General features: G+C 63.8%; 8 protein-coding genes. 4 read left to right on the top strand and 4 right to left on the bottom strand.

Annotated elements, in window-relative coordinates:
• Window positions 1-25: 25 nt before the first annotated feature.
• From ACOYYX_RS09730 to ACOYYX_RS09745, 4 genes are all read left to right on the top strand, one after another.
• On the top strand, window positions 26-1429 hold the full coding sequence (locus ACOYYX_RS09730) for a PepSY-associated TM helix domain-containing protein (RefSeq protein ID WP_422929729.1): 1404 nt from the start codon (window positions 26-28) through the stop codon (window positions 1427-1429).
• A gap of 40 nt (window positions 1430-1469) precedes the next feature.
• Window positions 1470-2132, top strand: coding sequence for a redoxin domain-containing protein (locus ACOYYX_RS09735; protein WP_422929730.1), 663 nt, complete (start codon window positions 1470-1472; stop codon window positions 2130-2132).
• Between the two features lie 98 nt (window positions 2133-2230).
• Complete coding sequence (locus ACOYYX_RS09740) at window positions 2231-3121, top strand: MBL fold metallo-hydrolase (RefSeq protein ID WP_422929731.1); 891 nt, start codon at window positions 2231-2233, stop codon at window positions 3119-3121.
• A gap of 21 nt (window positions 3122-3142) precedes the next feature.
• Window positions 3143-4135: a DJ-1/PfpI family protein gene (locus ACOYYX_RS09745; RefSeq protein ID WP_422929732.1), complete on the top strand. Its 993-nt coding sequence runs from the start codon at window positions 3143-3145 to the stop codon at window positions 4133-4135.
• A gap of 1568 nt (window positions 4136-5703) precedes the next feature.
• Here the strand turns inward: ACOYYX_RS09745 and ACOYYX_RS09750 are convergent.
• The 4 genes from ACOYYX_RS09750 to ACOYYX_RS09765 all read right to left on the bottom strand — a co-directional run bounded on the left by ACOYYX_RS09750 (window position 5704) and on the right by ACOYYX_RS09765 (window position 13001).
• Window positions 5704-6048 (bottom strand): hypothetical protein, encoded by a 345-nt coding sequence (locus tag ACOYYX_RS09750; protein ID WP_422929733.1) that lies wholly within the window; start codon window positions 6046-6048, stop codon window positions 5704-5706.
• Window positions 6049-6451: 403 nt separating this feature from the next.
• On the bottom strand, window positions 6452-9133 hold the full coding sequence (locus ACOYYX_RS09755; protein ID WP_422929734.1) for an AAA family ATPase: 2682 nt from the start codon (window positions 9131-9133) through the stop codon (window positions 6452-6454).
• Window positions 9134-9522: 389 nt separating this feature from the next.
• The gene (locus ACOYYX_RS09760) at window positions 9523-12000 is read right to left on the bottom strand and encodes a S8 family peptidase (protein WP_422929735.1); all 2478 of its coding nucleotides are present in this window, start codon (window positions 11998-12000) and stop codon (window positions 9523-9525) included.
• A gap of 5 nt (window positions 12001-12005) precedes the next feature.
• Window positions 12006-13001 (bottom strand): AAA family ATPase, encoded by a 996-nt coding sequence (locus tag ACOYYX_RS09765; RefSeq protein WP_422929736.1) that lies wholly within the window; start codon window positions 12999-13001, stop codon window positions 12006-12008.
• Window positions 13002-13419: the final 418 nt, after the last annotated feature.

Here is a 13419-nt window from a genome sequence, read left to right on the forward strand (position 1 = left end):
GATATCCGGCCTGGGAGCCCTCACCATGAATGAAACGGAACATCCCGCCCGCGCCAGGCGATGGCCCGACTATCGGGCCGTCTGGCGTTGGCACTTTTACGCCGGTGTCTTCTGCATCCCGTTCGTCGTCGTCCTCTCGATCAGCGGCTCGATCTACCTCTTCAAGCAGGAGATCGAAGCCTGGATCGACCGGCCGTACGACGGCCTGGCGATCCGGGGGCCGGTCTCGCCAGCGTCGAGGCAGGTCGCCGCGGCCCTCGCCGCAGTGCCGGGCTCGTCACTCCACGCGTACGAACTGCCCCGTTCCGACGACCAATCGGCGAGGGTCATCGTCCGCAAGGATGGGATGGCGATGCGGGTCTACGTCCACCCCGAGAGCCTCGCGATCCTCCATACGGTCGCCGAGGAAGACCGCCTGATGAAGTGGCTGTTCCGACTCCACGGCGAGCTACTCCTGGGCAATCGAGGATCGGCGCTCGTGGAGTTGGCGTCCTCCTGGGCGATCATCATGATCGCCACCGGACTCTATCTCTGGTGGCCGAAGGGGGCATCGCGGCTGGGCGGTGTCCTCTATCCTCGCCTCAAACGGGGGTCCCGGATCTTCTGGCGAGATATCCACGGCGTGACGGGGCTCTGGGTCTCGGGATTCGCGCTCGTCCTGCTGCTCACCGGCTTGCCCTGGGCCAAGTTCTGGGGGGACTACCTCCGCAACGTCCGTCGGCTGACCGGGACCGCCGTCGCCCGCCAGGACTGGACGAACGGTGCCATGCAGAGGGTCGTCGCCGAGCCGAGCGGCGGCCACTCCGAACACGGGGCTTCTCGCCGAGGTCGGAATTCGGCGGTCACGTCTCCGGCCGACCTGGCCGCAGTCGACCGGATCGTGGCCGCGGTCAGGCCGCTCCATCTGCCGCCCCCGGTGGTGATCGCCCCGCCCGGTCCTCGGCCCCCATCGGGGAGCGGGCCCGAAAAGTCGCCCGACTGGACGGCGAAGTCCATGACGGCCAATCGGCCGTATCGCGTCGACCTGGTCGTGGACGGGGCGACGGGCGAGATCAAGAGCCGCAAGGATTTCCGGGACCGCCACCCGATCGACCGACTCGTCGGCACCGGGATCGCGCTGCACGAAGGCCGCCTATTCGGCTGGCCCAACCAGCTCATCGGCCTCGTCACCGCGGCCGGCCTGGTCCTGCTCTCCGTCAGCTCGGTGGTGCTCTGGTGGCGACGTCGCGAGCCAGGGGTCCTGGGGGCGCCGAAGCCGCTGACCAGCCCATCGTTCTCGCCGGCCTTCGTGCTTCTCGTGCTCGCTTTTTGCATTTACCTGCCGCTGTTCGGCCTGTCGCTGATCGCCGTCCTTGTGGCCGAGAAGGCGATCCTCGGCCGCGTGCCCGCGGTGAGCGACTGGCTCGGCCTGCGGGCCTCACGCGCATGACGGGGCGTGATTCACCTCTCCTGCAAGCGAAAGGGTTGCCATGAAGACATCATCGGTTCTCTTGTTCGCGATACCGGTCTCGGCGTGCGGGATCGCCTATGCCCTCGCCAGGCTCGTCTCCGCGGACACGGCGTCAACTCCCTCGGAGGATCAGACGGTCATCATCACGTCAGGGACGAAGCACGCGGCGACCCCAGAGATGATAGCCGGGACTCGCGCATTGGAAAGTCGGCCCGCGCCAACGTTCCAGGCCGGGTCGGCCGACGGCAAGAGCTACTCGCTCCAGGATCTCTCGAGGCAAGGCCCATTAGCCCTGATCTTCATCAAGGATGGCTGCCCTTGCAGCGTCGCGGCCGAGCCTTACTACAATCGCCTCCACGACGCCTACGGATCGGACGTCAAATTCTTCGGGATCATCGACGGCGATCGCGAGGTCGCGCAGAAATGGGCCAGGGAGAATCAGGTCGAATTCCCCGTGCTCTGCGACCCCGACCTGAAGATCGTCCGCGAGTACAAGGCCGAGAATTCGGCCTACTTCGCACTCGTGGCGCCGGGCGGGAAGATCGAAAAGTATTGGCCCGGCTACTCGGTCAATATGCTCAAGGAGGCCAATGAACGGCTCGCCCGGATCTCCGGCCGCGAGATGAAGCCCGTTTACGTGACGGACGCCCCGGACGAGCTCTATTCCGGTTGCCCGTACTGATCGCGACCCGACAAACATCCCCGCGCCGTCGGGCTCGCGATCGCCGGGAACCGGCCGTGCGACCGACGGCGTGTTTAACACAGGTAAGGAGGATCTGAATGCGGATCTGTCGGATGGGTGTCATGACCATCTTGGCCTGGGGCTTGGTAGTCCCCATCGCCGCATCTTCGGAGCCGGCAGACCGGGTCACCATCCTCTTCGACGCATTCGGCGAACGGTCCGAATTGAAGAAGGACTGGGGTTTCTCGGCCCTGATCGAGTCCGGGGGCAAGCGAGTCCTATTCGACGCCGGCAACGATTCCGCCGCGTTCGAGCACAACCTGAAAGCGCTCGGCGTGAGCCTCAAATCCCTCGACGGCGTGGTCATCTCGCATCGTCACGGGGATCACACCAACGGCATGCATCACCTCCTCAAGGTCAATCCGGGCGTCGCGATCTACGTCCCGGCCGACGAGCATTTCGGCGGGCCGACCCCGGATCGGTTCTACAAGAGGGGCGTCGAGGCCCTCCCGAAACGCCTGCGCTATTTCGACGGCTCTCCGCCAAATTCGGTCCCGCACGGCACGGCCTGGCAAAACTCGAACCTCATCCGGGTCACCGAGTCCCGCGAGATCCTGCCGGGCGTGCGGGCGATCGCCACGGTCTCGCGCACGACCGGGACATTGGAGATGCCCGAGCTCTCCCTATCCCTGAAAGTGAAGGACGGCCAGATCCTCGTCGTGGGCTGCTCGCACACCGGCATCGAGCCGATCCTCGAGGCCGCGGGCGCGGCGAAGGTCCCGGTCCGCCTGCTCATCGGCGGCCTCCACCTCGTGACGGCACCCGAGGCCGACATCGTGCGGGTCGCCAGGTCTCTCCGCGACACCTGGAAGGTCGCCGAGGTCGCCCCGGGCCACTGCACCGGCGAGCCGGGCTTCGCCGCGCTCATGGAGGCATTCGGGGATCGATTCGTCTACGCTGGGCTCGGCACGCGCATCCCACTTCCTTGAACCCTACCGGAGTTGGCATCAATGACCAGCATCAACCGTTTGGCTGCTTCGCTCGCCATCGTATTGGCCTTTGGACAGCCCGGGCAGGCCGCCGATGAGAAGGCGGCCAAGCCCAATTCCCCCGTCGCGTTGAAGGGGCTCGACCCGATCTCGCTCGCCGAGGGCCGGCAGGAGAAGGGTAACGCGGACCTCGCGACGGCGCACGGCCGATTCCGCTACCTCTTCACCACAGCCGAGCACAAGAACCTGTTCGAGAAGGCACCCGACCTGCACGCCCTCCAGCGGGACGGCATGTGCACCGCGATGCCGAATGTCCCGGCCTCGCCCGACATCTTCCTCGTCCACGACGGGAAGATCTATGGGTTCGGCTCTCCGAGCTGCCGGGCCCGCTTCAAGGCCGATCCCCAGGCCTTCCTCAAGCCCCGGAAGAATGTCGCGATCCTCATCTACGAAGGCGTGGAGTTGCTCGACTTCGCGGGCCCCGGCGAGGTCCTCTCGCGGGCCGGGCAGGGCCAGGCCTTCAACCTCTACACCGTCGCCGCATCCTCCTCGCCGATCACGAGCCAGGGATTCGTCGCCATCACGCCGCGATACACGCTTGCCGACTGCCCCAAGCCTGACATCATCGTCGTCCCCGGCGGGGCGACCCGTATCCCCGAATCCGATCCGGCCGTGACGGACTGGCTCGTCGCGAAGTCGCGAGACGCCGAGATCACGCTCTCGGTGTGCACCGGCGCATTCCTGCTCGCCCGCGCCGGGCTCCTGGACGACCTCGACGCGACCACCCATCACGAATCCCTCGAGCGCCTCAAGGATGCGGCGCCGAGGGCGCGGGTCCTTGAAGGTCGACGGTATGTCGACAATGGCAAGGTCGTGACCGCGGCCGGCATCTCGGCAGGCATCGATGCCACGTTCCACGTCGTGGCTCGCCTGCTGGGCCAACAGGCGGCGAGCGATGTCGCCGGGACGATGGAATACCGATGGGAGCCCGAGCCGCGGCCGAAGTCGGAGTGAACGTGCCTTTCCCGTTCCCTCGAACCGAAGGATGACAGCGATCAATTGGAAGTTCGGAGCGACGAGCGTCGTTGCCGTGTTGATGGCGTCCGCGTTGGTCGTGGCCGAGGACAAGGAGGAGACGCCAATGATCAGGGTCGTCATGCAGGAGTTCCAGAAGGGGCCAAGTCCCCATGGCGAAGCTGAAGGAGGCATCCGACGAAGACTCGCCCGACTGGAAGTCGGTGCAGGACCTGACCAAGGCCTTCGTGATACTGGGCGCGGCAATAGCGAAGAACGCCCCCAAGGGCGATAAGGCCGAGTTCACGAAGTCAGCCGGCGCCTATTGCGACGCGTCGAAGGCGATGGACGACGCCGCCAAGAAGGAAGACAAGAAGGAGCGAAGAAGGAATTCAAGAAGGTGTCGACCTCTTGCACGGCTTGCCACCAGGCCCACAAGGGTTGAGACCCAGACTATGCTTTCAGGCGTCCCGCTGCGCGGCCGGGTGCTTCCAGGCTCCGCTCCGCTGCGGTCCCTGCGGGACGGCCTTCGGCCCTTTGCGCCCCCTGACGCAGGGTCGGCGACGGGCCATCGGGCCGCCAGGCATCCCTGCCGGTCATCCCGATGGACGATCCGTCGCCTGGAGGCGGGTCGCTCCGCTCCCTCACGCGATCCGTTCCGGCCGGTTCCACCCCGATCCGGATAGGGGGGTGGAACGCGGCCGGGTTGCTTCGAGCGGAGGGTCGCTTGCGCGCCCGTTTCGCGATTATCCCCTCCCGTCCCCGGCGGGGAGCGGGGAGTCGAAGGAGAGAGAAGGGTACGCCAGGTGGCAAATCTCGTCGTTACAAGGCAATGTAGCGATAGTTTACGATCAATCTCTGTCTACCTAAAGGGCAATTAACCCTCTTGGCTCATGTTACCGCTTGACAGCCACCTGCAAGCATACATGATTACAAAATGGGATAAAATCACAAAAGTTGAATGTCTATGGAAAAGGTTAGGGTCAAACTCGAAGGACAGAATGGTAATGCATTTCACTTATTAGGTGCATTCGTGGCGGGAGCCAGACGGCAAGGGTGGAGTGATCAAGCGATCGAGGCCGTGCGTCACGAGGCGATGGGCGGAGATTATGATCACCTGCTTCAAACGCTAATAGCCCACACCGAACCGCCAGAGGAATCGGATGGGTGATTTCCAATACGACAGAAGCCGGTTCGCGCTGAGGTTCCAGGAGGAGGGCGATAAAAGCCGGGAAATACCGGTTCGGCACGAACTGGAAGGCTTTATCCGGGCGTATCTGAACGTGGCGAGGATTGCCGGGGAAGCTAAGGATCGTCCGCTGTTTCGCTCGACGTTGCGGCGAATAGGATAGTTGATAGGCAACCCGATTACCGGCAAATCAATTTGCGAGCGAGTCAAGCGGCTCAAGGATGCGAGTTTGCCAGATCGATTGTCACCGCACAGCTTCCCTGCAACGACAGCGACAGACATGGTTGATTAAGGCGTGCCGATAGAGGATACGCAATATCTCCTCGGCCATGCAAAGCCAAAAACGACGGCCCTTTACCACCGACGGGAGAAGAAGAACTCATTCGGAGATCAAGCCGCGTCGACGTACTTCGGCCAATAAATCGGCATCGGGAATACTTCCAAGGGCATCCTCCACCACACTTCCAAGCATCTCAATAAGATGACGGTCCTCTCGTGGCTCAGCATCTCTCTTCAGGCGGCTCATTTCTTCGGGCGTACAAGGGCGAACGGCCCAGCGACGGAATACGGGGCGGATGCACCTGCCCCGAGTACTCAAAGGCTCTCCAGTAGTCAATAAATAATCGCTGTAAAATACATATTTGCCATCAATTTGGACAATCTCTCGTGCAAATGTAGCGTTGTAGTTTGTGTAGACGCCGCCCTCTGCGATCTCGATTCCCATCAAACTTCCTCCGAGAGAAATGGACAAAGGTGGCTGCTTGCCCTCAGCCGAGATTGTTGCCTTCGGCCTGGCCAGGATTGGACACGGGGGTTTGCCCATGTCGGTGGTGGGCGCGAGGTCGCCCGGCGAGCGGTGCTGCCGCAGCAGGGCGAGGGTCTCGGGCCAGAGACGGTAGGTGACGACCGGGCCGCCCCGCTCGCGGGAGGTTTCGGACCCTTGCGGACTTCGCGTCATGCCAGAAAGGGCCGGGGGTCGCTTCGCTCCCCCCGCCCAGACCGAGACGACCGTGGAACCGATACTCTCATAATGCCCACACCAGAATCCGGGGGAAGCTCAGCCGTGCTTGCGCTCCATCGGGTTGGACTAAGGAGCGGCAAGGCGGTGCGACTCCGCAGGTTTGGGATCAGGAGTTTCCTGCGATCTTCAGCGGCGTGGCGGCGGCAGGTTGGTTCCCGTTGTGAATTGCGCGGATTCTCTGCAGGAGACTCCTGGTGTCCTCGATGTCCCGGGCCAATTCTGCCGGATCGGGAACGGGGCGATCTTTGCCCGCCGCCTCATCATGGGCGCCGGTGACGTCGCTGCAACGGTCGAACAGCCTCCGAATCTCGTCATACTCCTGCTGTCCGAACGCCACGACCTTCGCCAGGGATTTGAGATCTATATAATCACGGTACCTGAAGACTACGTTCGCAAGGGCCTCCCTCTCTACGATGCGTTCAACGGTAGCCCTGAGCAAGCTGTATGCCTCCCTCATGCCGGCGGCGTTGGCTTCGCTCGGTATCGGCTCCCATTTTTTGGCCAATTCGGACTTGAGCTTCCCAAGTTTATCGAGCCTGTCCTGCGGGCTCTTCATGTCCCACGGCAGGCCTTCGCAGCAGCTACCGGGCCTGCCGCCATTCCATTCGATATGCCTGCATTCACAGGGGATTTTTAGCCTCTTGGCGAGCGATACGATGTCGTTGAGGAAGACGGTATCGTGTGTAAATACGATCACCTGACGCAGCTGGGCCTCCGAGACCAACCGTCTGGCGATCCTCTCCCGGTGCCGGTGATCCACCGAGGAAACCGGGTCGTCGAAGACAAGGGCCGAGGCATGCGTGGCCTGCGAAAGCTCGGCGAGGAATATCGCCAGGGCGATGCATCGCTGCTCGCCTTCACTGGCGATATCGCGGAGCCTTGGCATTTTCGATTCGGCGAGGCGAACGCCAAAATTGCTGTGGCCCTTCCGGCCAGAGATGTCGTTCATGGCGAGCGACAGCGTCCGCAAGCCGAGGCCGGACACCTCCTCGGCGAACCGGGCGCGGAACGCTGTCGTCACGATCGCTGCGGTGAGTTCCGAATTCTTGTCGGTGATCGCCTTGGTCCTGGTATCGCTTTTGCACTTTTCCAGCGCCGCCCGCCGTTTCATGCGTGCCAGTTGTTCCTGCACCTCTTCCAGGTGATCGGAGAGCCAGGCGCGGCCGAGCAGCTCATCGCGTTCGCCGGACATCTCCGCCAGTTCCGCCGGATCCTCGGCCGATTCCTCAACAGTCGCCCGCTCCTCCAACTTCCCGGCCAATGCGGCCAAGGCCAGCTTGGGAGGCGAGGGCAGGGGGGGAGGCGCGGCCCATTTTCGCGTCGCCAGGCTCGCATTAAGGGCGGACAGCCTCAGGTCATGGGCCGCCACGAAAGACTCGATCGCCTCCCTATCCGGCTGCCCCAACGGGGAAAGGTCCGCATCTATGGATGTCAATTCGCCCCTGAGCGAGAGCAACCTGGCGATCCGATTCTCGGCTTCGCGCAGCGCGATTGCCATCTCCTCCGCCTGTCGCAGGCTCCGATTTCTGCAATAGTCGTCGAAGGCGGCGAGGCGATCCAATGCCTGAGTAGCCATGGGCTGCTGGCAGAGCACGCATCTCGCCCCCTCCTCGGCGGGCGGATAGGCCTGACCAGCCGGCGCGTGATCCGCCGCAAAGGACCTGGCCGCGTCCCACAGGATGCGCCAGGCATCGCCACCGGTGCCGGGCAAGTAGCTCGCGTCGAACGCCCCGGACGTGAAAGCCTCCGCCGCTAGCGATGTCGCGGCCGCGGCTTCCAGCAAGGTGCGCAGGGCCAAGCACCGCTCGTCACCGAGGTCCCTTGCGGCGTCCTGCATCCGGGAGGCGAAATCGCGGATGCGACCTGCGGCGGCCCGCAGCGTCTTCGCATGGTGCCTCGCGTCGGGGCGCAGTGCCTCATTTAATTGGACCAGCCTTGAATCGTCGTCGGCCCCCTTCCTGGCCAGGCCCTCCACGGCCGAAGGATCGGTAGTCGCCGCCAGGTTGGCGAGCAATCCGGGCACCTGCTTCCCGGGGACGGGCTTCCATGAGGCAAAGCAGGCGGATATCTGGGCGTCGAGCCGGCGGATCTCATCGCCGATATTAGCGGCGATCGCGTCGGCGACACTCCCCAGCGTGGGCAAGATCTCGAGCCCGCGCGGGGTGAAGGAGGTAGGGCCATCCTCGTCGAGATAATGCCTCGCGGCTTGCGTGTCGAACACGAAAACATTCGCCAAATGCGCATCGGGATCAGCCCCGTCCAGCCATGTCACGGCTCGCTCGGCACCGTCGACGCGATAACGGATCGAGGCGGAGGCTTGGGAAGTACTCCCATCAAGTAAGGCGTTCGGACGGATCGCCGCGCGGCCCCCCCGCGTCTTGCAGGCATTCTTGATGACGCGTGCGTATCCCGATTTACCGACGCCATTCTCGCCGTAGATGACGGTGATTCCGGGCCCCTCCCCGAATGACAGGCATTGGTCCGACGGGAGGCGGTTGACGTTCTCAAGCTTCTCGAGCGAGACCAAGGTCACGTCCGAAGTCGAGGCGGATGTGAGGGGGAGGTGGTCGGCCGATAGATGCTCGCAGGCCGGCGCAGATGCGCCTACCTCGTTGATCCCGTGCCTGGCCAAGCAGATCGCTTCGAGCTGCGTGATGTCGGCATGGGCGATCGCGCCGTTGACGATGATCCGACGCAAGGCGTCCCGCTGCCAAGGCGGACGGGAGGAGGACCAATCGAGGATATGATGCAAAAGCGTTGCGTGATTAAGTATCTTAATCGTCGACATTCTCGCGATCTCGCGTATGCCCTCGGGGGCACCATGGCCTGGCCGTCGCGTCGGACTGTGGTCGAATCCATCCTTCGCTACGGGATACATCTCCTTGGACGAGCACATCCTAGCGAATCAGCTCTACCTCGCAAGCTCATCTCATGGGGGCGGGGCCTAGCAACGATTTGGCTGCGGGCGAGGAGATTGGGAGATTGGGTCAGGAGGATCGAGCCAAGGTATCCCGAGGAAGATGACCACCGGTTCGAAGCCTCCACGGTTAATCATGGCACAAAGCCGATGGGGCGTACATTTGATCCTGGGAGCCCCATAAGTCCCTGGTCCACCGCCGTGAGTTCCGCTCGGCCTGGCGAGATCCGAGTCCCTGCACGTTCAGCCCACGGGCCAAGCTAGACTTCCGCGGCAATCTCCGCGCGGCTGGCGATCTGTGCCTCGACGGCGCCGTAGACGTCGACGTCCGCGTCGCCTTCCAGGGTGATGATGAGGGAATATCTCGCGGCTTTGTCGAAACAGCCTCGGCCCGGCCTCTCGCGCCACCATCCGGTGACGGGGTGGACAGCAATGAACCCCGAGGCGGCAAGCTCGGCGGCGGTGCCCTTCCAGCAATCGGAGTGGATCGAACCCTTCGTGCGCAGGTCGTCGCCCAGCACCCAATTCCTGGAGTCCTTGACGGAGCCGGCGGGGCGTTCCCCGCCGTCCCAGGCGTCGCGGGTGAGCCGCTGGCGGAATTGTGACATGTCCTCCTGGGGCCGCTTGACGTCGAATCTCAGGCCGTGCGACTGGTAGCGATGCTTCACATTCCAGCCCCGGCGCCCCGGGCTCGGCTCGACGAAATAGGAGAGTGTGACACGCATCTTAAGTTGCGCCTCGCCGAGGTCACGCAGCGTTTCGACGGGCCAGGGCAGCGCATGCAGGTGCATCTGATTAGTCCGGGTCCCCCGCTTCTCCTCATCCCAGCAGAATGGATGGAGCGAGTCCTGGATGATCATGGTGGCCCGGTTCGACGCACATTGCCGCGCAACCTGCAGGTTGGGCACCCCGAATCCGTAGCAGCGGAGGCGTTCGTGGCGGAGGTTATGCGGGAACTCCTCGATCATCGACCGCGTCCAGCGCGCCGAATGGATCATGAGGCCCCGTACCGACTCCGGCCACAATTGCGGATAATCGTGCTGGAGGATCGCCGCATACCGGGAGGCCAATGCCGTGGCGGCGCTGGTGTCGCGCATGGTGGTGAGCAACGCGCCGTCGCGCGAGATAACCGTGGTCAGCAGCGATAGGTCGTCGACGTCGGTCACATAGCCGTCCCGATCGGCGGCGTAATTGCCGCCTTCCATGACGATCTCGGGCTTGAGGGGCCATTCTCGCCTCTCCCAGCCGTAGGAGGTGGTGCTCCTGGGGCACAGGCCGCCCTTCGGGGCCAGCGGATCGTACCCGCGGAAGTCCGGATGCTCGATCATGACCTTGTCGGTGTAGGCCCCGACGGTGAGGACGTTCCAAGCCTGGGCCGGGTCTTGGACGCTCGCCTCGCGGTTGGCCTTGGGATAGTCGCCGGCCGCGAGTTCGTCCCGGTAGTTGCCCGCCGAGACGACCATCAGGCGACGGGCCTCATCCTGGGCGCCCGCACACATCTGGTCGAGCGCGGCCGACCACAGGGTGGGCAGCCATCGTTCCTTGTCGTCGGCGGTGACTGCCATGCAGATGACGCGGGACCGCTCGGGCGACTCTATCTCCATCTTGGCCACCGAGCCCACGGTGATCGGCCCGTAATCCGGAGGGCTGTTCTCCCCCACGTCGGGCAGTATTTTCACCGCCTCGAGGCGGTGTTGCAGCTGGACCTGCTTGCCCGAGAGGAGCAGCTCCCCAAGATCGGCTCCATAGAGGGCCAGCCCTGCCATCTCCGTGCCGTGGCCGTGCCGATCCGCGGCGGTCCACTCGTCGTCCCATGCCAGATTATGACTCTCGTCCAACGCATGCTCGAGGAGAGGATGGCCGCGGTTGACGCCGCAATCCAGGATGCAGACCGCCGGGGCGTCGACTCCGGCGAAGCTCGTCCGCTCCAGCATGGACTGGATGAATTCGGCCTGGCCGGCCGGGGTCAGCTCGAGATACTCGCTCGCCACGATACTAGCCCGGCGGAATTCGGCGAGGTGGCGCAGCAGCCCGGTGAAGCGGCCCAATACCGCCATAGAGGTGTAGGCGAGGACCACCACGTAATCGGGGAAGCGGACCTGCTGGTCGCTCACCCGGATGCCCAGGGCCCGAGCATCGGCCCGGAATACGACCTCGACGCCGACCGCCCGCCCGTCCGGCAGCCACTGTTCCTCCTCATCGCGGAGCCAGACCTCCCACCAGAACTCCTCGTCGGGCGAGGGCAGCGGCCCGGAGTCGGTCCAGTAGTCGCCCTCGCGCAGCATCGCCAGGCGGAGCTCCTCGATGCTCGCGGCCATCTTCAGATTGGGCGGCTTGCCGAACCGGTTCGTGGTGTGGGCATAGTCCTCGAATTTCTTGGCGAACTTGGGCACGTTGTCCGTCGGGATGTGGATGGTCGCCCTCTGGCTGCCATCCTCCTCCGTGCGAACATTGATGAGCTCCAAGCCGAGGGTCTGATTATCGAGGCTGTCGAGCCACAGCTTGAAATGAGGGTCGCTACGCACCGCAATCGGCACGAAGGGCAAGCCTTCGGCGGGCGGCTCCGGTTTCGACCGCGCCTCGGCGGCCGCTTCCCTGACTTTGCCCGCCAGGCGGTCGCCATGGGCGGGCCGCCGGTCGCGCGGCGGCGTGCTGAACTCTCCCGCGCCCCGGGCCGTCGATATGTAATTCTGGGACTGGGCGGTGCCCCGGATCACGAAGTGGCGGAGACGCGCCATAGCTCTTATCGTCCCTCGGCCTTGAATGCCAGGCGGCTCTTCCTGCGGCAAATGGCTTCCTCGAGGGCGTCAAATTCTATCGTCTGGATCTCGTCGAGGATAGCGCCCTTCGCCGCATCGTCGCAGGATTGGCAGATGTCGGCATAGCTCAGGCCTGCGGCAGCCTCTGAAGCACGTTGCAGGTCGCGCGCATCGAGGCCGAATCGCGAGAGCCGGTTGCGGATCAAGTCCCGGGCCTCGTCGTCGGTGGGCTTCTCGTAGCGGATCACCTCGTCGAAGCGGCGGAACAAGGCCTCGTCGAGCATGGAGGCCATATTCGTGGCGGCCACGATGATGCTGTCCGAATCGTCCTGCTCGAGGAACTGCAGAAAAGAATTGAGCACGCGGCGGATCTCGCCAACGTCGTTGGCCGCGGCCCGCTCGGACCCGATCGCGTCGAACTCGTCGAAGAGGTAGACGCCCCGCGTCTTGGGCATCAGCTCGAAGATGGAATGGAGCTTCGCGGCCGTCTCGCCCAGGAATTTCGTGATGAGCCCGTGGAACTGGACGGTCAAGTGCGGCAGCTTCAATTCGCCGGCCAGGGCGCGCGAGGTCATCGTCTTGCCGCACCCCGGCGGCCCTACCAGGAGCAGTTTGCGCTGCGGGGTGAGACCATGCTCGCGCAGCCGAGACTTCTGCCGGTACTCGCGGATGACCTTCTGGAGCTGCTTCTTGATCGAGGGCGCCAACACCATCTCGCCCAGTCGAACAGCCGGATAGGTGACGGTCAGGAGCCTCGCGAGATCGCCATTGGGCTGCACGATCGGCACGGCACCGCCGATCTTCTGGGTCGACTGCCTGCGCCTGACATCCTGGACCAGGCCTTTCAGCTCTTCGGCCAGCTTGGCCTTGCCGGTGCGGGCGGCATGCGCGGCGATCTGCAGGGAAACGGACAGAAATTGCTCCCCGTCGGCCTCGCTGTAGCTCCGCAGGAGAGCTTTGAGTTGCTCGGCGGTAGCCATGCCTTACTCCATAATGTTTTTCCTATTTTACCCATATCCACCAAAATAGCAAATCAACAAGCAGACAAGACACTTCCCTGCCGTATTCTTATGTACAGTGTACAGCCCAGCGATCCGCTTTGCGAGGCGCACTTGGGAACGAGTGCAATCGCAGGTACCCCCACAGTGGCAGGTTTCGAAGACGCGGGAAAGTATCTGATGCCGCGCTGAAGTGGAAGACGAATAGGCTAGTCGGCGAGTGATCCAAGCGAGGGAGTCGATCATGACCACCGAATGCCGGAACTCTTAATGAGCTATTTGGAGAGACTGCGGTTGCACAGGCGGCTCTCAATGTCGGAGGTGGGGGAGGGGGACAAGCACTGAGTTGGGTAATGAGCTAGGCAAGATGGCCCACCGATGCCCTACGTCGCGGGTTTAC

This window comes from Singulisphaera chitinilytica, from assembly GCF_049331405.1.
Lineage (GTDB): Bacteria > Planctomycetota > Planctomycetia > Isosphaerales > Isosphaeraceae > PoT.

Excerpts from the sequence above, each read along its gene's own strand:
- ACOYYX_RS09755 (WP_422929734.1), bottom strand. The coding sequence starts at position 9,133 with ATGTCGACGATTAAGATACTTAATCACGCAACGCTTTTGCATCATATC.
- ACOYYX_RS09735 (WP_422929730.1), top strand. The coding sequence starts at position 1,470 with ATGAAGACATCATCGGTTCTCTTGTTCGCGATACCGGTCTCGGCGTGC.
- ACOYYX_RS09740 (WP_422929731.1), top strand. The coding sequence starts at position 2,231 with ATGCGGATCTGTCGGATGGGTGTCATGACCATCTTGGCCTGGGGCTTG.
- ACOYYX_RS09765 (WP_422929736.1), bottom strand. The coding sequence starts at position 13,001 with ATGGCTACCGCCGAGCAACTCAAAGCTCTCCTGCGGAGCTACAGCGAG.
- ACOYYX_RS09745 (WP_422929732.1), top strand. The coding sequence starts at position 3,143 with ATGACCAGCATCAACCGTTTGGCTGCTTCGCTCGCCATCGTATTGGCC.
- ACOYYX_RS09730 (WP_422929729.1), top strand. The coding sequence starts at position 26 with ATGAATGAAACGGAACATCCCGCCCGCGCCAGGCGATGGCCCGACTAT.
- ACOYYX_RS09750 (WP_422929733.1), bottom strand. The coding sequence starts at position 6,048 with ATGGGAATCGAGATCGCAGAGGGCGGCGTCTACACAAACTACAACGCT.
- ACOYYX_RS09760 (WP_422929735.1), bottom strand. The coding sequence starts at position 12,000 with ATGGCGCGTCTCCGCCACTTCGTGATCCGGGGCACCGCCCAGTCCCAG.